Source organism: Synechococcus sp. PCC 6312, assembly GCF_000316685.1.
Taxonomy (GTDB): domain Bacteria; phylum Cyanobacteriota; class Cyanobacteriia; order Thermosynechococcales; family Thermosynechococcaceae; genus Pseudocalidococcus.
This window is the reverse complement of sequence record NC_019680.1, coordinates 2,382,930-2,400,983: the sequence shown is the minus strand read 5'-3', so window position 1 is coordinate 2,400,983 and position 18,054 is coordinate 2,382,930. Positions and strand designations below refer to the sequence as shown.

Genomic DNA, 18,054 nt, shown 5'->3' with positions numbered 1-18,054 from the left:
AGACTTTCGTTAAATCATAAAGATACGGGTCAGGGTTCATCATCTAAAACTGGTGCTGACCTCACTAATGGTAAGACAGTCGTTGTTCTCCTTCATGGTGCAGGGCCAGATAGTGGCGGTAATTATTCGCCCACTTCACAAATGCAGCAGCATCGCCAAGCAAACCCTGATTGTCTTGATAGAAAAAGTCTTCCGACTCCAGATAGTATTGGTTTTCATTGATGCTGAGTTACTTGTCAACAGCGACAAGGGCATCCAAGGGTTAGGGGGATTAGTCTTATCAATTTTTTTTGATATATTGAACTCAGTCGAGTAGTTGTATGTACGTGAGGAAAGCCCATGGCCTGGCGAGTTGGGATTAATGGCTTTGGCCGGATTGGACGTTTGGCATTACGGGCAGGGTGGGGCCGGCCAGAGTTGGAATTTGTCCATATCAATGAAATTAAGGGCGGAGTAGAAACTGCGGCCCATTTGCTCAAGTTTGACTCGGTGCAGGGGATTTGGCCAGCAGAGGTGACGGACAAAGAGGAGAAAGTTTGGATTAAGGATCGGGCCCTGAGCTTTTCTGAGTTTGCTACCCCGGCGGCTGTCCCCTGGCAAGAATTAGAGATTGATCTGGTTTTAGAATCTTCCGGTAAATTTCGCCAACCCGAGCAACTGGCTACCTATTTTGAGCAGGGGGTGAAGAAGGTGATTGTTGCCGCACCTGTCAAATCCCAGGCCTTGAACATTGTCATGGGGGTAAATGATCATCTCTATAACCCAACTGAGCATCATTTACTCACCGCCGCCTCCTGTACCACCAATTGTTTAGCCCCCATTGTCAAAGTCATTCACGAGGGCCTGGGAATTGAGCATGGTTTAATTACCACCCTCCATAACGCGACAAATACCCAAGTGGTTGTGGATGCCCCCCATCAAGATCTGCGCCGGGCCCGCTCTACCTTGATGTCTTTGATTCCCACCACGACTGGATCAGCAACGGCCATTGGGATGATCTATCCGGAACTCTTGGGGAAACTGAATGGCCTGGCGGTGCGGGTTCCCTTGCTGAATGCATCCTTAACGGATTGTGTGTTTGAAGTGGCCCGACCCACCACGGTTAATGAAGTGAATCAACTCCTGAAAACGGCTGCCGAAACGATTCTCCAAGGTATTCTGGGGTATGAAGAACGTCCCCTAGTCTCTGTGGATTATTGCCGCGACCCCCGTTCTGGAACTGTTGATGGCCTGTCAACCATGGTGGTGGATGAGACTCAGGTCAAAATCCTGGCCTGGTATGACAATGAATGGGGCTACTCAAATCGGATGGTGGAACTCGCCCAAAAGGTTGTCCAGCTTGGATAGAAAATTACTCCCCGGGCCTGGGTTTGGCACTATGCGGTAACCCCCACCCTAATTTCTGACGGAGAACATGGAAAAACTCCGGATCCCGCAAGCGAATAAACCGGGCAGCATAGGGAGAGCGACTGACAAAGACTTGATCTTCCGGCTGGATATAGCAACTGGCATTCCCATCCACAACCATAATTAAATGGCGAAAGGGGTTAGCCGGATAAATTCGCACCGGTTCCGTATTGGCAAAAACGAGGGCGCGGGCCGCTAAAGAATGGGGACAAATTGGCACCAGTTGGGAGACATTAACTCCGGGCGTAATCACTGGGCCGCCCGCCGACAACGCATAGGCCGTGGAACCTGTTGGAGTAGAGAGAATTAACCCATCTGCGGCAATATCCACCCGCTCGTGCGACCCCACATCCACCTCAAAGTGACACATCCCTGTTAACGGTTCTTTGTGTAAAACCATCTCATTGAGCGAGAGTGCTTCCCAAATCACCACCCCATCAGGATTGCTACAGCCATTTTTGCGAATTACCTGCACGGTTAACATGGTTCGGTCTTCTACGGTGTATTGACCACTGACCAACTGCTCAAGGGCCTGGGGCACCTCTTCAACATAGGCTTCGGTCAAAAATCCCATGTGGCCGGTGTTGATCGTCAAGAGAGGAATACCACAGGGCGCAAGTTGCCGAAATGCAGATAAAACAGTGCCATCCCCGCCTAAGACCAAGGCAAATTTCATCTCGGCATCAAATCCCGGCGGAGTTAAACAATCAATGGGGGTATGACAAACGGGACTATCGGGCCGGGAATAGCCTAAAATCCCACCGACTCCTGTGGCCATGCCAACCTGCCAGCCCCAACTCTCCAGTTTGTCCCTGATCTCAATGGCCAGATCGGCGGCCGCTGGTTTGGCTTCGTTGTAAATGATCCCTGCTTTCACAATTGCTCTGTACCAAGGGTTTTAGGGCGCGTTGGAGGATTTGAATGGGCTACGCTTGCGGGATTGTTTTTTCTGCTTGCTTTTTTCGTAGTCTAGTTCCTTGAGTTTACGCATAATCCGGCTGAAATATTCCTGCATGTAGGCTTCCAGGGTTAAAGTTGCTTCTGGGGCCAATTCAAAGGCTTGATAAGTATTGTCCATGGAACAGTTGAGGGGTTTGCCAGTCGCAATCACTTCTGTAAACGCAAGCCGATCTGCAACATTCCAGCCCCACTCAAAGAAAGAGACCACGTTCCGAGTTGAGCGTAGTAAGCCCAGGGGAATCCGGGTAATCTTGGCCGTTTTTCCAGACAGACGTTCACAAACTCGGACAATATCCTCTGACCCCCAGGCCTTGGGCCCGGCTAAATCATAACTTTGGCGTTCGGTGGCGGGAGACTTGAGGGCCTGGATGGCAAACTTAGCCAGGTCTTGGGTGTCCATGTAAGCCAGAGGCGTGTTTTCGCCCACCAACCAAACCGACTGCCCTTCCAAAATGGGGATCGCATACTGACCAATTAAGCCTTGATAAAATCCGCAGGGGCGCAAGATGGTATAGTTCAGCGTGGATTCTTGAATAAATTTTTCAGTACAATATTTAATGTCCATTAAGGGCACATGGGGATAGTCCGCCGCTGCCATAATCGAGAAAAAGATGTATCGCTGGATGTTAGCCCTTTCTAAGGCCTGGATCAGGTTGATTTTCCCTTGCCAATCGACATCTTTAATACTGAGGCTATCGGTGGCGCGAGCTGTGGCAGCATCAATGACTTGGGTTATTCCTTCTAAGGCTGGTGGTAAGGTTTCGGGTTCGCAAATATCCCCAGGGATCAGATGCGCCCCCCATTCCTTCAAAAATGCAGCTTTGCGCCGATTGCGGACAAGACAATGCACTGATAACCCTTCATCTAGAGCACGCCGGACAATTTGCCGCCCCAGAGTGCCAGTCGCGCCAACAACCAATAGGCTCATGAAAATTCCAGATATATATTCTTAACTTTTGTAATACTTTATCAGAATTCGTAAAACTTTTATTAAGGTTCCAGGATCATAAAAAGTCTTCCTAGGCTAAAATTAGCAGTTCTTTTTGGCCTGGCCCTGTCCGCATACAATTTAGGAAATTCAACTCTGTCATTCAGGAAGTTTGCTCATGGTAAGTCGCCCCAGTCGTGCCCAGATCGTCTGTTTTGCCTCCGCTCTCAGTATTCTGGGTGGAATGGCCCCAGCAACATTGGCTCAAACCCAGGCCCAGATTGCTCAACAGGAAGGTCTTTATGCGGTGGCTAACATAACCGAAACCCAGCGGACAGTGTTTCAAAAAAATGGGCAATGGCTGGCGGATGTTCCCAGTATTCAGCAATATATGGGCGCAACCTTACCCGCTACTTTTGACTATGCGGTGCGAACCACCACCGAAGCCGCCTATAGCTATGTCATTCCCACGACTGCTCCCAACGCAACTGGATTGAAAGCCTATGTCGGCGGGGCATTTTTAGCCCCGGATGGCAGTCAAAAAGTCACCACGATTATTTGTCAAAATCAAATATCTGGGCAAATCCGACCCGCTGACCCGCGGATTATCCGTGGAGCCGATCCGAGCCAACCCCCCTATGCTCTGGCCTGTGGAGATGGTTCAATCCAGATTCCGGCTTCAGAAGTAACTCGATAAGCTTGACTGGGGACATTTAGGAAACGGCCCTATCCTTTCAGACCGCTGCTGGCCTGGGAGGGCATGATATAGCGTTGCAGTAGTAAAAAGACGATCAGCACCGGCACAATCGAAATTACCGAACCAGCCGCAATCAATCGCCAATCCAACGAAAATGTCCCAGCTAGGGTAGCCACCCCAATGGGTAAGGTATAGAGTTCCTGTTGGTCTAAAACAATCAGCGGCCAGAGGAAATCGCTCCAGGCCCCGATAAAGACAAAAATCGCCAATGTCACTAAGGCCGGGCGAATGGCAGGGATCATCACAAACCACCACAACCCCAACTCCGAACACCCATCTAAACGGGCCGCTTCTTCCAACTCTTTGGGAACCCCCTGAAAGGCCTGGCGCAACAGAAAAATCCCAAAGGCCGAGGCAATCGCTGGAAAAATAATCCCTAAATAGGTATTTCTCAGCCCTAACTGAACTGCCAGGATATAGAGGGGAATCATGACGATCTGAAACGGAATCATAATCGTGGCCAGCACCAAGGCAAAAATAGTATCCCGGCCCCGAAAGTCCAATCTTGCCAAGGGATAGGCCGCCAAGGCTGAGGTGAAAAGATTCAGGATCACCGTCAGCACTGCGACAAGCGTACTATTCCAAAGATATTGCCCAAAAGGATTTGTTTGCCAGACGGTGAGAAAGTTAGCCAGAGTCGGGGACTGGGGCCACCATTGGGGGGGGAAGGCAAAAATATTTTCAGCGGCAGACTTAAAACTTGTACTCACTAGCCAAATCAAAGGGAGAAGCATCCCCACCGCCACCAGGCCAAGGATGGCATAGGTAATGACGGTTGCAAGCAGGTATGTAGCGCGGACCTTGCCAATCACTTGCGTGTCCAGACCGTGGTAAACATCATTGTCATACCCCCCAAGATAATTAATCCGGCTAAAACTCCGGCAATCAAGCTGGGCCAATCAAGGGATTCTGTCGCTTCTAACATCGTGATTTGCTCCAATTGTGATGGCAAGGGATACCTTAAAGCTCCAAGCCATCGGGTTGCATCGGGACGGGACTCTCTTCAGTAGGTGTTGGGAGTTTGACCCGCCGAATCGGTAAGTTGGCAATCAAAGCTGTGGTGCGTTGATCCGACTCTAGGGAAAAATCTAGGGCATCTAAATCCAGTTCCACATAGCGGGAAACGACTTCTAGAATGTCTTGGCGAAGGTGCTCGAGAATTTCGGGGTTGAGATCACAGCGGTCGTGGGCTAGTACCAGTTTCAGGCGTTGCTTGACCTGTTGACGGCTGGTTTGCTGGCGGGGAAAAATCCGTTCTAAGAGATCCGTAATCATGGCTAGAGCTTCCTGGTGAGTAGCCGTTTCAGCCTGGCAAACATCCCGTCACTTTCTCCCTGTAGGTCCAAAAATTCTACGGTTTCTCCCCCCATCCGCCGGGCAATATTCACATAGGCCTGACCGGCTAAGGAAAGGGATTCTGCCAAGACGAGGGGTTCACCTTTGTTTGTAGAAACAATCACTTTTTCATCTTCTGGGACAATTCCCAAGAGCGGAATCGAGAGAATTTCCTGCACATCTGACACCGACATCATGTCATTAGCTTTTACCATCGCCGGCCGCAGCCGATTCAAAATCAGTTGAGTATTGTGGATTCGGTTAGCCTCTAGGAGGCCGATCACCCGATCCGCATCACGCACCGCAGCAATTTCGGGAGTTGTGACAATAATCGCTTCTTGGGCTGGGGCAATGGCATTGCGAAACCCCCCTTCAATTCCGGCAGGGCAGTCAATCAACACATAGTCAAATTTTTTGGTTAAGGCTCCAGCTAATTGGCGCATTTGTTCGGCGGTAATCGCTTCTTTAGTGCGGCTTTGGGCAGCAGGTAAAAGAACAAGTTGATTCTGTCGCTTATCACGCACCAGAGCCTGATCCAACCGACAATGGCCGCTTAAGACATCAATGGCGGTATAAACCACCCGGTTTTCCAGGCCCAGAAGCAGGTCTAAATTCCGCAAACCAAAGTCAGCATCAATCAGGGCTACAGATTTTTGCTGTCGAGCGAGGGCCATGCCCAAATTTGCACTGGTTGTGGTTTTGCCGACCCCGCCTTTGCCCGACGTAATGACAATAATGCGCCCCATGAACCTGTGCCAGAATCCTTAAGTCAATTGGAAAAATTTAGCTAATTCAGTTTACCCCAATCCCGCCCAAGCAATTAAATAGCCACAGCGATGTTCCCCATTAACCAACCAGTGGGTGCGCGTCACCTGACAATCCGGCAAGGCCGCGGCAAACATCTCCAATTCATGATCACAGATAGAGGGAAAGGCTTTGGCCACATTGGCAATGGCACAGTTATACTCTGTCAGGACGAATTTTTTAGGCGGCTGATGATCCGAATCCACCGGAAAAAATTCGGCTCGATACCCCTCGCTTTGTCGCAGCTTGACCAGGCCAGCTAACCGCTCCATCAAGGGCTGCTCTCCTAGTTGTTGGAGATAGATGGCGGCTTTGCGTTTCCATTGTTGATGAAGAATCTCTTCCATTTGGGACTGCCCCAAGGTTTCGGTCAGGGTATCCAAAAGCTCGAGGGCAAATTCATTGCGGCCAGGGGTGGTATTGGGCAGGGTACGGAGGCGGTCACGGCCAATATCCGTCAGGGAATAATGATTATGGGGGCGACCCACACCATTGGCTTGCACTTCATAGCGGATTAACTGTTCTTCTTCTAAATCCTTCAGGTGTCGGCGAATGGCCTGGGGACTGACAGCTAGGGCCTGGGCTAACTCTTGGGCTGAGGCCTGGCCCTGATGTAAGAGATAATCAAGGATTTCCTGTTTAGTCGTGAGGGTAATGGACACAGCAGGTTAGAGAATTAGAAGGGGTAAAACCACTAGGACAACCAGGGAACAGGGCAACGGCAACCTTGACTTTGACAACAAAGATGTTGCTAAATTAGCATAGGATTAAGAAAACTTTCTTGTTGTTTAATTATCCTACCATTTTCCCGATCCGGCTTAGTTACTTGTCCACTGCTTGAATTCCCAAAGAGAACACTCGCATGTCTGCTACGGTTCAGTCCCTTGTTAATCAACCCTATAAGTATGGTTTTGTCACCGAGATTGAGTCGGAAACCATTCCACGGGGCCTGGATGAAGATGTGATCCGCCTCATTTCTACCAAAAAGAATGAACCAGAATTTATGTTGGCGTTTCGTCTCAAGGCCTATCGGCAATGGTTACAAATGACCGAACCCACTTGGCCCCATGTTCATTACCCGCCGATTAACTACCAAGACATTATTTACTATTCGGCTCCCAAGCAAGCAGCCAAGTTGAATAGCCTGGAAGAGGTAGATCCGGTACTCTTGGAGACCTTTGAAAAGTTAGGGATTCCCCTCTCGGAACAGAAACGCTTGAGCAATGTTGCCGTAGATGCAGTCTTTGATAGTGTGTCTGTTGCGACCACCTTTCGGAAAGACTTAGCCAAGCATGGGGTAATTTTTTGCTCCATTTCCGAAGCCGTCCATGACTACCCAGAATTAGTCGAGAAATATCTTGGTAGTGTCGTTCCCGTGGGTGATAACTTTTTTGCCGCGCTCAATTCAGCCGTGTTCAGTGATGGCTCCTTTGTTTATATCCCCAAAGACACCAAATGCCCCATGGACTTGTCCACCTATTTTCGGATTAACAACGGAGATTCTGGGCAGTTTGAGCGGACTTTAATTATTGCTGAGTCGGGAGCTTCTGTTACCTATTTAGAAGGCTGTACCGCGCCGATGTTTGACACAAATCAACTCCATGCCGCAGTGGTAGAATTGGTGGCCCTTGACAATGCGGAAATTAAATATTCTACGGTGCAAAACTGGTATGCCGGGGATGTCAATGGCAAGGGGGGAATCTATAACTTTGTCACCAAGCGGGGTTTATGTCAGGGCAAAAACTCGAAAATCTCTTGGACACAAGTGGAAACCGGCTCAGCGATTACCTGGAAATATCCCAGTTGTGTCTTGATTGGTGATCATTCGGTTGGTGAATTTTACTCAGTTGCCCTGACCAATAACTGTCAGCAAGCGGATACCGGTACCAAGATGATTCATGTGGGCAAAAACACCCGCAGCACAATTATTTCTAAGGGGATTTCGGCAGGGCGTTCCCAAAATAGTTACCGGGGCCTGGTGAAGATGGGGCCAAAGGCGATTGGAGCCCGTAATTATTCCCAATGCGACTCAATGTTGATTGGTGACCAGGCCGGGGCTAACACCTTTCCCTATATTCAAGTTCAAAATCACACGGCCCAAGTCGAACATGAAGCCTCCACCTCCAAAATTGGCGAAGACCAGTTATTTTACTTTGCCCAGCGAGGTATTTCCGCCGAGGATGCGGTTTCGATGATGATTAGTGGATTTTGTCGGGATGTTTTTAACCAGTTACCGATGGAATTTGCAGTGGAAGCTGATCGGCTATTGAGTTTGAAACTAGAAGGCAGCGTTGGTTAATTCTGGCTAAGACCCTAAAAAACATCCTCTTCCTGTTCATGCCACCACTCCCCTAAGCGCATCAAATCCCCATGAATATCTGCCAGGGCCTGGGCATAGACTTCCGGGGATAGTTCGCTGCGTTGCTCTTGAAGTTTGGTCAGGCGCAACTGGGCTAGTAACCAGGGCTGGGCAATTTTATCGGTGGCTTCCATATAGGCAGCAAGTTCAGCAGCAGTCATTGATTTTCACAGGTTGAGGAATGGATCTAGCCTTAGGAATATAACATGACCTATTTTGACGAGATGTAGGCTGGAGATGCTTCCGAGATTGTCTGATCAAATCCGTCTGGCAATTCGACCTATTCATTCTTTGAACGATGAATTGAGAAGACAGCCTGAATTGTGCTGGGGTTCTTGGTTTAGGATCAAGCTGTATCCTGTCCAGGCCAAACTCCAATGACAACAACCTCCACTGCTGCTGAAGATATTTGGCAAATTCTCCTAGACCTAGCTGAGTCTCAACAAGAATTAAAGCAATCCCAACAAGAGACCGATCGCCAGTTAAAAGAAACCGACCGCCATCTGAGAGAAACCGACCGCCATCTGAGAGAAACCGGTCAACAGCTGAAAGAAACCGGTCAACAGTTGCGAGAACTCGGCAAACAAATTGGGGGACTGGGGGCTAAGTTTGGCAGTTTTACAGAAGGTTTAGCTTTACCCTCAATGGAGCGGATTTTACGAGACCAATTTGGCCTGGAGGTGATTAGCCCCAGTGTTCGGGTCAGCAAAGGGGGACAGCATATTGAAATTGATGTTCTCGCCTATAGCAATGGGGACGTGAATGCCGTGTATGTCGTCGAAGTTAAAAGCCATGCCCGAGAAGAGGCCCTGACCCAGTTAAAAAATCTCCTCAGCCGTTTTCGTCAGTTTTTTCCAGAACATCAAGGCAAGCAACTCTATGGGATTTTGGCAGCGGTGGATATGGGGCCAGAGTTACGGGAGCGGATTTTACAAGAAGGGATTTATGTGGCCCGGATTCAAGATGAAGTTTTTTCCTTGGATATACCTGCTAATTTTGTGCCGCAATCTTTTTAGTCAGTAATTTGTTCCTGTGATTAGCTGAGTTGGGCTAGTTCTGCGGGGGTATAAGCATACCAACGGGAAAGCCGATTCAGTTCTTGTTCCAGGCCCAGGGTGGCCCGATAGCCTTCACAGTCATGGCCCAATTCCCGTAAAGCGGCCACAATCGTTGACGGTGCGACCCAGTGGGTTTGGCCCCAGGCCAGGAGATTGACCGTATTTCCATCTAATTGACTGAGGGCGATACTAAGTTTCATTTTTAACTCTGTGGCGGTGGGGAGGCTCGGGGCCTGGTTGCGGACATAGACTTGTTGGGGTTGGCCCTTAGCGAGTAACCAACGTAAATGGGTCAGCGAGGGGGGTAGGTTCCAAAGCAAAAAGGTGTCACAGGCCTGGTGGGGGCGGTCGTAGTCAATGTGGGCGGGCGTAGATTGGGTGGAAATGTAGGGGCATTGATCCCCATAGAGAAGGACTCGGCCATTCAGGGTCGCCAGGAGCCTCAGCAGATCCTCTAACTCTAGCCAAGCGGCGGGGCGGGGATAGGTCGGCGGTTCAGGGCATTGGACGATTAAATTGGGGTGATTGGCCGAGGGATTGACTCCAAGGCTAGTCCGATTGGCAGTTTTCGGTTTTCCTTTGGCTAGGGGAGAAGCCGCAGATTGTACGCCGACTAAACGGAGTTCTAGGGTGGTGTTGCCTTGCCAGGTATTTTCTTCCAGGGTGTAAGCCACATCAACCTCAGCGGGGAGGGGGTAATAACTACTCCAGTTCCAGGCCTTGGCTTTTTGAGAGATCAATTCTCCCGTTTGGGGTGCGGGTTGGGTCAGGGTCAGCATCAGATGGGTTTGATTGGGGCCAAAGAGGCGTTGCTCTTGGACTTGGACATTCCGGCTACAAAAGAGGGGTTCTGGGTTGCCTAGTCCACAGGGTTGCAGGGCCTGGAGTTGCTGCCAAAGGTCAAGGGTAATCTCACTCAGGGGAATCTCGGCATCGAGGGCAATCAAGGGCTTGAGATGTTCCGGTTGCAGGCATTGATTAGCAAATTCGGCGAGCCTTTTCCGCCAGTCCGAGAGTTTCACTTTTTCCAGACTAAAGCCCCCCGCCGCCCGATGTCCGCCAAATTTTTCCAGTAAGTCCCCGGAATATTGCAACGCGGCAAAGACATCAAATTCCGGAATCCCGCGGGCCGAGCCGCGCAGGTGAGTCTCACCTTCTTCGGTGGCAATGAACACGGGCACACCATACCGCTCCACCAACCGAGAGGCAACAATCCCAATCACCCCATGATGCCAACCCACTTTGACGAGGACTAATACCCGCTTTGCCAGTAAATCCAATTGGGCCGCTTCAACTTGAGCAATGGCTTCGGCGGTAATGCTTTCGGTTAATTCTTGGCGGCGGCGATTGGTTTCCTCACAAATTTCGGCCAGGGCCTGGGCCTGGAGCGGCTCCTCTGTGGTCAATAAATCAATCACCACCTGGGGATCCCCAATCCGGCCAATGGCATTAATCCGTGGCCCCAAACGAAATCCCACGGCGGTTGGTTTTAGGGCCGCATTATCTTCGGGCCGACATTTTGCCACCGTCATTAAGGCTTGAATTCCAACTAAGGTGGATTGAGGAATCGTGACCAGGCCCCGTTGCACCCAGCGGCGATTCACTCCCGTCAGACTGGCCAAATCCGCAATCGTTCCCAGGGTACAAAGCTCCAACAGTGGCCGGACTAAATCCTTCATTTGGCCAAAGGCCTGGGCGACACTGATCCCTAAGATATAGGCCACCCCAACTCCGGCTAAAACCGCATAGGGAGATTCGGTTGGTAAGAGTTTGGGATTGAGGATGGCCTGGGCTGGGGGCAGTTCTGGCGGTAAATCATGATGATCCGTGATGATGACAATTAATCCCAGTTGGCGGGCCAGGGCAATTGGGCCAGGGGCGGCAATCCCGTTATCCACGGTCAGAATCACCTTGACCCCGCGCCGATGACAGTCCTCCACAATCCGGTGATTAATGCCATAGCCCTCCTGCATCCGACTGGGAATTTCATAATCCACAGTGGCCCCCACGGCCCGTAAAGCTCGCAACAGTAGGGCTGTACTGGTCATCCCATCGGCATCATAATCTCCGCAAATGGCAATTTTCTCCCCCTTCATAATCACTTGGCGCAACAGTTCTACGGCAATATCCAAGTCGGCAAAGGCGGTATTGGGAGCAGGCAAATGGAGAGATTGGGGATTGAGAAACCCTTGAATGGCTTCAGTGTTGGTTAGGCCGCGATTAATCAGGAGTTGAGCCACAATCGGACTGAGATCATGGGCCTGGGCAATCGCCTGAGCCTGCGAGGCCGGGGGGTGAATTTGCCAACGTTGATTGGGAAGACTGGCCATGAAATTGGAATCAAAAAACTCTTATCAGATCCAGTATCAGAGCAAATCTCAAAAACGACCGTATTCTTCATCACGGCAAAGGAAAAAATCTCTTGAATCCCAGGCCTGGGGATTTCAGCGCATATTCTGTTTTCGCTCTTTTTTCTCATCCCGTTTCCCGACGGCCGCTAATTCAGCATCCATGAGGGTTTTACCCGTAGCAGCCAAATACACATCATCCAAACTAGGGCGGGCCTGGGCAATCCCAAAAATCGGCAAGTTGGCCTGGGCGAGAGTCGTTTGAATCGCACTCAGAGCATTGGGATTGGATTGAATGACCAAATTCAGGGAGTTACCTTGGGCTGCATTGATAATGACAGTTTGCACAAAGTCTATGCCTTGAATGAGTTCCTTGGCCTGATTGGCTTCTTGGTCTGAGGTAAATTCCCGAATCCGTAACGTAATCCGTTCCCCACCCACTTGATCCTTCAGGGCCTGAGGTGTATCCGAGGCAATGACCTGGCCTTGATCAATAATTGCAACTCGATCCGCTAGTAAATCTACTTCTTCCAGGTAATGACTTGTCAATAAAACAGTGATTCCACCTTGGCGGAGTTGTCGTAAAAAGTCCCAAATTACCACCCGGCTTTCAATATCCAGGCCCACAGTCGGCTCATCCAAAATCAAAACTTGGGGTTGATGCAACAGGCCCGCGGCGAGGTCTAAACGTTTCCGAATCCCGCCGGAATAGGTGCCACATTTGCGGTCAATCCATTCCCCCAGGCCAAGGACATCAACAATTTTGTTAATTCGTGAGGCAATTTGAGCAGACGGTAAATGATAAATCGCGGCCTGGAGTTGTAGGAGTTCCCGCCCCGTTAAGACCTTATCCAAGGCAACTTCTTGGGCCACATAGCCGAGTTTTTGCCGGACTAATTTGGGAAATTGCCCCACATCTGTCCCCGCGATTTCTAAAATCCCGGCATCGGCCTGGGTCAGCGTGGATAAGCAGCGTAATGTCGTTGTTTTACCCGCCCCATTGGGCCCCAAAAGTCCGAAAATTTCCCCAGGTTCAATCGTAAAGGTGACATCCCGACAGGCCTGGACAGCCCCATAGGATTTTTTCAAATGTTCAACCCGAACCGCAGTAGTCATAATCTTTCCTACTCCCTTCCCTACCATTGTCCCCACTTTTTGAGACCGGTGTAATTTTACTTGCAAAACTTAGGTTTAAGCAGAGTTCAAGTTTCAGAAAAATAAACGCAAAAAGCGGGCGATGGGACTCGAACCCACGACGTCAAGCTTGGGAAGCTTGCATTCTACCACTGAATTACACCCGCATTGGAAAATGGCTCTTTACCATTGGGACTTCTAGAATATCACAGGCCCTGAGTCTTGGGGATTCCCTTTTGGGTTTCCTGCCCAACCTCACCTAAGCTTGAATAATCCCTTTAGAACTGGGAATGGTCTGTAAGCGACGCGGGTCGGGAGCAACAGCCATGCGTAAGGCGCGGGCAAAGGCTTTGAATGTGGCTTCAATAATGTGGTGAGAGTTAATCCCATCTAATTGACGGATATGGAGCGTGAGCCGGGCCTGGGTGACAACCGCCACGAAAAATTCTCGTACCAGTTGAGTATCGTAAGTCCCCACCCGCTGAGTTGGAATCTCCAGGCCATAGGTCAAATGGGGCCGCCCGGAAAAGTCCATGACCACCTCAACTAAGGCTTCATCTAAGGGGGCAACAAAGTGGCCAAATCGCTGAATTCCCCGCCGATCTCCCAACGCCCGATCCAACGCCATTCCCAGGGTAATCCCAACATCTTCATTGGTGTGGTGGTCGTCAATGTGTAAATCCCCGGTCGCCTGAACTTGCACATCCACCAGGCCATGGGAGGCAATTTGATCCAACATATGGTCTAAAAATGGAATCCCTGTATGGTTGTCCGCCCCGCCGCTGCCATCTAAATTCAGATTGACCAAGACATCCGTTTCCCCCGTTTTGCGCTCGACCCTGGCCTGGCGGGGAGGTGTCATGATCAGTGGGGCAAGACTCGGTTGGCCTGGCAGAGACTGGAGCGGAACAGATTCAAGTTCGGGATGCATAGGGGGGAGGTAGAAATGGATAAAGCTTGAAAAATTATTAGGGAAAGAAAGCCATGGCAGCGTAAACTAATTCTACACAAATCCCGAAAACCAACCCCATCAGGTCTCTCAAGCCTTGATTTCGTGTTGCGGGAATCATTGCAAACGTTATTTTTCAGGATAGTAAACGTCAGTGCCTAGGACTATTATTGCTGGTAATTGGAAAATGTATAAAACCCAGGCCGAGGCGGTCGAGTTTTTACATGAATTTTTACCTTCCTTAGATATCACCCCCGAAACCCGTCAAGTCGTCCTCTGTGTCCCGTTTACCGATTTGCTCTGTTTATCCAAGAATCTTCATGGCAGCCGGGTGCAGCTAGGGGCGCAAAATGTCCACTGGCAAGACCAAGGTGCGTTTACAGGTGAAATCTCGGCCCCGATGCTGACGGAAATGGGGGTGCGTTATGTCGTGATTGGCCACAGCGAACGGCGGCAATATTTTGGTGAAACCGATACCACCGTCAATCAACGCCTGAAAGCCGCCCAGGCCCATGGCTTAACCCCAATTCTTTGTGTGGGCGAAAGTAAAGCTCAACGGGATGCGGGCGAAACCGAAACCCATATTATGAGCCAGCTTGAAATTGGCCTCCAGGGCATTGATCCAACCAACCTCGTCATTGCCTATGAACCAATCTGGGCCATTGGGACAGGGGATACCTGCGCTGATACCGAGGCTAATCGGGTCATTGGCATGATTCGTAGTCAGTTAAAGAATCCCGAAGTCACAATCCAATACGGTGGCTCCGTCAATCCCCAAAACATCGATCAAATTATGGCCCAACCGGAAATCAATGGCGCATTGGTGGGGGGAGCCAGTCTCCAGGCCAGTAGTTTTGCCCGGATTGTCAATTACGAGGGAGCCTAAAAGCAGCCAACGGGCGGAACAGGTTATAATTTGGGCGTTTGCCTTGAGCGTTGTGATAGGAAATTCATGAGTCAATCTCCCCTCCATGCATTTTTTCTCGGCCGGGCTGCGGCTGAAGTTTTACGGGAAAATGCCACCCACTGCCTAACGGATATTCTCAGTGAATTAGGCAAATTTGATGCTGAACAGCGGGAACGGTTACGGCAATTTACTGGGCAAGTCATGGAACGGGCCGAAACCGTAGCCAGCCAAGTCGCCACCACCAGCCCCAGCAGCGAACCCAGCCAAGACCTGCAAGCTACCATTGATGAATTACGAGCCGAAATTGCCCGCTTACGGTCTGCCCTGTTGAATTATCGCCAAGCTTAATGTGACAGCCGCCGAAGTTCGTTACAATTCGCAACAGGAGTCACTGCCCCTAGAAGAAGGAATCGCTGTGTCTGTGCCGCCGGAAACTACTGTCGGGCTAATGCCAACCCAAAAAGCCTATCGTTGGAATCGGCAGAAATATTCCCGGAAACGGCGCTTCATTGATATTTGGTCTTTTGTTTGGCAGTTTCTCTTTCGGCGGTGGCGACTGGGCCAGGCCTGGAGCTATCCGGGGGGCATGAGTGATGAAAAACGCACCACCCGCAGACGGAAGCAAGCCATTTGGATTCGAGACACCTTTTTAGACCTGGGTCCCACCTTTATTAAACTCGGTCAACTCTTTTCAACCCGAGCCGATCTGTTTCCAGCAGAATATGTCGAAGAACTCTCCAAACTTCAAGATCGAGTCCCGGCCTTCAGTTACGAACAGGTCTCGCAGATCATCCAAGAGGATTTTGGCCGCACCATCCCGGAACTTTTTCGGAGTTTCGACCCGATTCCCCTGGCAGCAGCTAGTTTAGGCCAAGTCCATAAAGCCCAATTGCAATCTGGCGAAGAAGTGGTTGTCAAAGTGCAACGGCCGGGCTTACGTCAGCTATTTGCCATTGACCTCGACATTCTCAAAGGGATTGCCCGCTACTTCCAAAATCATCCCAGTTGGGGGCGCGGGCGCGACTGGATGGGCATTTATGACGAGTGTTGCCGTATCCTCTACGAAGAAATTGACTATCTCAACGAAGGGCGCAATGCCGATACCTTTCGCCGCAATTTCCGAGCCATGGATTGGGTCATGGTGCCGCGGGTCTATTGGCGCTATGCCTCCCCCCGGGTCTTGGCTTTGGAATATATGCCAGGGATTAAAATTAGCCACTACGAAGCCCTTGAAGCTGCGGGTCTAGATCGGAAAGTACTCGCCCAATTGGGAGCGCGGGCCTATCTCCACCAACTTTTGGACAATGGCTTTTTTCATGCAGATCCCCATCCAGGCAATATTGCCGTAAGTCCCAATGGGCAATTAATTTTCTATGACTTTGGCATGATGGGGACTGTTCAGCCCGTTACCCGGGACAAGCTCTTGAAAACCTTCATGGGAATTGCCCAGCGCAATGGTGATCAAGTGGTACAGTCCTTGGTTGAACTGGGAGCTTTAGTGCCTACGGATGACATGGGCCCGGTGCGCCGTTCGATTCAGTATATGCTGGATAATTTCATGGATCAGCCCTTTGAAGTCCAGTCTGTAGCTAAGATTAGCGATGATTTATATGAAATTGCTTATGACCAACCCTTTCGATTTCCGGCAACCTTTACCTTTGTCATGCGGGCCTTTTCCACGCTAGAGGGTGTCGGCAAGGGCTTGGATCCGGACTTTAACTTTATGCAGGTTGCTCAACCTTTTGCGACACAACTTATGACTAATAGTAATTTTTCCGACAATGATAATCTCCTCTCGGAATTGAGTCGCCAAGCTGCTCAGATGGGAAATTCCGCCCTCGGGTTACCCCGCCGATTAGAAGATACCTTAGACAAGCTGGAAAGTGGGGATTTGCGGTTACGGGTGCGCTCCGTGGAAAGTGATCGGATTCTACGGCGGATCAGTAATACCAATTTGGGGCTGAATTACACGATCTTGATTGGTAGTTTTACCCTGGCTGCAACCATCTTAGTCGTCAATCAATTTATCTGGTTAGCCGTTTTAGCCGCAGCAGTCGTGGCCTGGGTGGCAGTTGCCTATATTCGCCTGTTGTTACGCATTGATAAATATGACCGGATGTTTTAGTCTAATGCCAGGCTCGCAGTTTATGGTTAATAAAGAAAAGGTGAGCGCATTGAGACGATGAAATTTATTGGGCTGACGGATACTGGGCTGGTTCGCAAAAACAATCAAGACTCATTCTGGTTAGATGACCCCCAAGGACGGTTCTTTATTGTGGCCGATGGCATGGGTGGTTATATCGGCGGTGAAGTGGCGAGTCAGCTAGCGGTTGAAAAAATTAGTCAGCATTTAGAGAAGAACTTAGCTCATCAGCCATTCGATCCTGTCCAAACCCTTAAAGATGCGTTTTTCGCCGCCAACCAGGCCATTTTGGCTGAACAACTGAATCAAGCTGAACAGTCAGATATGGGCACAACGGCCGTAGTGTTGCTGTTAGATGGCGAGCGGGCCTGGTGCGCCCATGTGGGTGACTCGCGCATCTATCATTGGCGGGATAACAAACTGGCCCAAGTCACCGAAGACCACACCTGGATTGCCCAGGCCGTGCGTTTAGGAACCCTTTCCCTTGAACAAGCCCGACATCATCCTTGGCGACACGTCCTGTCCCAATGCCTCGGGCGGGAAGACTTAATGACGGTGGATATTGAACCCATTCAAGTCCAGGCCGGAGACCGATTTTTACTCTGCTCTGATGGCTTAACCGAAGAACTTACAGAAGAACTCCTAGAAATTTATGTGAGTGATCCAAACCAAGCCGAGGCTGCCAAAAATCTAGTGGATGCGGCTAAAGACAGCGGGGGGAGAGACAATATCACTGTTGTTTTAGTCACCCTGTAGATAACGGGGGCTGATGGGGGTGTTTATAAGCAAAGTTTATTTTGATTTAAGAAATTCTTATAAATCAGCTTCGTTGCTAATAGTTCAAGGCTTTCGGGCGTAAAACGACCAAGTTCCCAGGAAATCACCTGAGTTTTTTGAGTAAATGTTCATTTTGAACAAAATCTCAAGGGAGTGAGTGTTATCCATTAAGTGGCAACGTTGTCAAT

18 protein-coding genes and 1 tRNA gene are annotated in these 18,054 nt (G+C 50.0%); 8 read left to right on the top strand and 11 right to left on the bottom strand.

The genetic code is table 11. The features are described from left to right. Positions 1-339 precede the first annotated feature (339 nt). Positions 340-1,347 (top strand): ArsJ-associated glyceraldehyde-3-phosphate dehydrogenase, encoded by a 1,008-nt coding sequence (locus SYN6312_RS11715; protein ID WP_015125094.1) that lies wholly within the window; start codon positions 340-342, stop codon positions 1,345-1,347. Positions 1,348-1,351: 4 nt separating this feature from the next. Here the strand turns inward: SYN6312_RS11715 and SYN6312_RS11710 are convergent, their stop codons facing one another. Together SYN6312_RS11710 and SYN6312_RS11705 are read right to left on the bottom strand one after the other, a co-directional pair. Then, a complete protein-coding gene (locus SYN6312_RS11710; RefSeq protein ID WP_041430838.1) occupies positions 1,352-2,287 on the bottom strand; it encodes an NAD(+) kinase in 936 nt (311 codons plus the stop codon). 18 nt (positions 2,288-2,305) lie between these two features. Further along, positions 2,306-3,295, bottom strand: coding sequence for an SDR family oxidoreductase (locus SYN6312_RS11705; protein WP_015125092.1), 990 nt, complete (start codon positions 3,293-3,295; stop codon positions 2,306-2,308). A 178-nt stretch (positions 3,296-3,473) separates the two neighbouring features. On the opposite strand from SYN6312_RS11705, the gene SYN6312_RS11700 reads away from it, so the two are divergent. Next, a complete protein-coding gene (locus SYN6312_RS11700; protein ID WP_015125091.1) occupies positions 3,474-3,992 on the top strand; it encodes a type IV pilin-like G/H family protein in 519 nt (172 codons plus the stop codon). Between the two features lie 29 nt (positions 3,993-4,021). On the opposite strand, the gene SYN6312_RS11695 is transcribed toward SYN6312_RS11700, so the two are convergent. The 4 genes from SYN6312_RS11695 to sufR form a co-directional block, all read right to left on the bottom strand. Beyond that, positions 4,022-4,786: a carbohydrate ABC transporter permease gene (locus SYN6312_RS11695; protein WP_083853559.1), complete on the bottom strand. Its 765-nt coding sequence runs from the start codon at positions 4,784-4,786 to the stop codon at positions 4,022-4,024. 226 nt (positions 4,787-5,012) lie between these two features. Then, the gene (gene minE / locus SYN6312_RS11690) at positions 5,013-5,327 is read right to left on the bottom strand and encodes a cell division topological specificity factor MinE (protein WP_015125088.1); all 315 of its coding nucleotides are present in this window, start codon (positions 5,325-5,327) and stop codon (positions 5,013-5,015) included. Between the two features lie 2 nt (positions 5,328-5,329). Then, positions 5,330-6,133: a septum site-determining protein MinD gene (gene minD / locus SYN6312_RS11685; RefSeq protein WP_015125087.1), complete on the bottom strand. Its 804-nt coding sequence runs from the start codon at positions 6,131-6,133 to the stop codon at positions 5,330-5,332. A gap of 51 nt (positions 6,134-6,184) precedes the next feature. Continuing rightward, positions 6,185-6,853, bottom strand: coding sequence for an iron-sulfur cluster biosynthesis transcriptional regulator SufR (gene sufR / locus SYN6312_RS11680; RefSeq protein WP_015125086.1), 669 nt, complete (start codon positions 6,851-6,853; stop codon positions 6,185-6,187). Positions 6,854-7,053: 200 nt separating this feature from the next. On the opposite strand from sufR, the gene sufB reads away from it, so the two are divergent. Continuing rightward, the gene (gene sufB / locus SYN6312_RS11675; protein ID WP_015125085.1) at positions 7,054-8,490 is read left to right on the top strand and encodes a Fe-S cluster assembly protein SufB; all 1,437 of its coding nucleotides are present in this window, start codon (positions 7,054-7,056) and stop codon (positions 8,488-8,490) included. Positions 8,491-8,504: 14 nt separating this feature from the next. On the opposite strand, the gene SYN6312_RS11670 is transcribed toward sufB, so the two are convergent. Continuing rightward, a complete protein-coding gene (locus SYN6312_RS11670; protein WP_015125084.1) occupies positions 8,505-8,711 on the bottom strand; it encodes a hypothetical protein in 207 nt (68 codons plus the stop codon). Positions 8,712-8,927: 216 nt separating this feature from the next. On the opposite strand from SYN6312_RS11670, the gene SYN6312_RS11665 reads away from it, so the two are divergent. Next, the gene (locus tag SYN6312_RS11665) at positions 8,928-9,566 is read left to right on the top strand and encodes a DUF3782 domain-containing protein (RefSeq protein WP_015125083.1); all 639 of its coding nucleotides are present in this window, start codon (positions 8,928-8,930) and stop codon (positions 9,564-9,566) included. 20 nt (positions 9,567-9,586) lie between these two features. On the opposite strand, the gene recJ is transcribed toward SYN6312_RS11665, so the two are convergent. From recJ to hisB, 4 genes are all read right to left on the bottom strand, one after another. Then, positions 9,587-11,938 (bottom strand): single-stranded-DNA-specific exonuclease RecJ, encoded by a 2,352-nt coding sequence (gene recJ / locus SYN6312_RS11660; protein WP_015125082.1) that lies wholly within the window; start codon positions 11,936-11,938, stop codon positions 9,587-9,589. 114 nt (positions 11,939-12,052) lie between these two features. Then, entirely contained in the window at positions 12,053-13,072 is a 1,020-nt protein-coding gene (locus SYN6312_RS11655) for an ABC transporter ATP-binding protein (RefSeq protein WP_015125081.1), read from the bottom strand. Between the two features lie 113 nt (positions 13,073-13,185). Continuing rightward, positions 13,186-13,257, bottom strand: a tRNA-Gly gene (locus tag SYN6312_RS11650). Between the two features lie 92 nt (positions 13,258-13,349). Beyond that, complete coding sequence (hisB, locus tag SYN6312_RS11645) at positions 13,350-13,952, bottom strand: imidazoleglycerol-phosphate dehydratase HisB (RefSeq protein ID WP_051021124.1); 603 nt, start codon at positions 13,950-13,952, stop codon at positions 13,350-13,352. A gap of 241 nt (positions 13,953-14,193) precedes the next feature. Here hisB and tpiA point away from each other — a divergent pair, with 241 nt between their 5' ends. From tpiA to SYN6312_RS11625, 4 genes are all read left to right on the top strand, one after another. Beyond that, positions 14,194-14,925 (top strand): triose-phosphate isomerase, encoded by a 732-nt coding sequence (gene tpiA, locus SYN6312_RS11640; protein WP_015125079.1) that lies wholly within the window; start codon positions 14,194-14,196, stop codon positions 14,923-14,925. A gap of 66 nt (positions 14,926-14,991) precedes the next feature. Beyond that, positions 14,992-15,294, top strand: a complete 303-nt coding sequence (locus tag SYN6312_RS11635; protein WP_015125078.1) for a DUF6825 family protein — start codon at positions 14,992-14,994, stop codon at positions 15,292-15,294. Positions 15,295-15,394: 100 nt separating this feature from the next. Then, complete coding sequence (locus SYN6312_RS11630) at positions 15,395-17,071, top strand: AarF/ABC1/UbiB kinase family protein (RefSeq protein ID WP_051021122.1); 1,677 nt, start codon at positions 15,395-15,397, stop codon at positions 17,069-17,071. A gap of 57 nt (positions 17,072-17,128) precedes the next feature. Next, a complete protein-coding gene (locus SYN6312_RS11625) occupies positions 17,129-17,845 on the top strand; it encodes a Stp1/IreP family PP2C-type Ser/Thr phosphatase (RefSeq protein WP_015125076.1) in 717 nt (238 codons plus the stop codon). Positions 17,846-18,054 lie beyond the last annotated feature (209 nt).

Bases quoted from the DNA above. Each gene is read 5' to 3' on its own strand.
- SYN6312_RS11715 (WP_015125094.1), top strand. From the start codon at position 340: ATGGCCTGGCGAGTTGGGATTAATGGCTTTGGCCGGATTGGACGTTTG.
- SYN6312_RS11705 (WP_015125092.1), bottom strand. From the start codon at position 3,295: ATGAGCCTATTGGTTGTTGGCGCGACTGGCACTCTGGGGCGGCAAATT.
- SYN6312_RS11700 (WP_015125091.1), top strand. From the start codon at position 3,474: ATGGTAAGTCGCCCCAGTCGTGCCCAGATCGTCTGTTTTGCCTCCGCT.
- SYN6312_RS11695 (WP_083853559.1), bottom strand. From the start codon at position 4,786: ATGCTTCTCCCTTTGATTTGGCTAGTGAGTACAAGTTTTAAGTCTGCC.
- minE (WP_015125088.1), bottom strand. From the start codon at position 5,327: ATGATTACGGATCTCTTAGAACGGATTTTTCCCCGCCAGCAAACCAGC.
- minD (WP_015125087.1), bottom strand. From the start codon at position 6,133: ATGGGGCGCATTATTGTCATTACGTCGGGCAAAGGCGGGGTCGGCAAA.
- sufB (WP_015125085.1), top strand. From the start codon at position 7,054: ATGTCTGCTACGGTTCAGTCCCTTGTTAATCAACCCTATAAGTATGGT.
- SYN6312_RS11670 (WP_015125084.1), bottom strand. From the start codon at position 8,711: ATGACTGCTGCTGAACTTGCTGCCTATATGGAAGCCACCGATAAAATT.
- SYN6312_RS11665 (WP_015125083.1), top strand. From the start codon at position 8,928: ATGACAACAACCTCCACTGCTGCTGAAGATATTTGGCAAATTCTCCTA.
- recJ (WP_015125082.1), bottom strand. From the start codon at position 11,938: ATGGCCAGTCTTCCCAATCAACGTTGGCAAATTCACCCCCCGGCCTCG.
- SYN6312_RS11655 (WP_015125081.1), bottom strand. From the start codon at position 13,072: ATGACTACTGCGGTTCGGGTTGAACATTTGAAAAAATCCTATGGGGCT.
- hisB (WP_051021124.1), bottom strand. From the start codon at position 13,952: ATGACACCTCCCCGCCAGGCCAGGGTCGAGCGCAAAACGGGGGAAACG.
- SYN6312_RS11635 (WP_015125078.1), top strand. From the start codon at position 14,992: ATGAGTCAATCTCCCCTCCATGCATTTTTTCTCGGCCGGGCTGCGGCT.
- SYN6312_RS11630 (WP_051021122.1), top strand. From the start codon at position 15,395: ATGCCAACCCAAAAAGCCTATCGTTGGAATCGGCAGAAATATTCCCGG.
- SYN6312_RS11625 (WP_015125076.1), top strand. From the start codon at position 17,129: ATGAAATTTATTGGGCTGACGGATACTGGGCTGGTTCGCAAAAACAAT.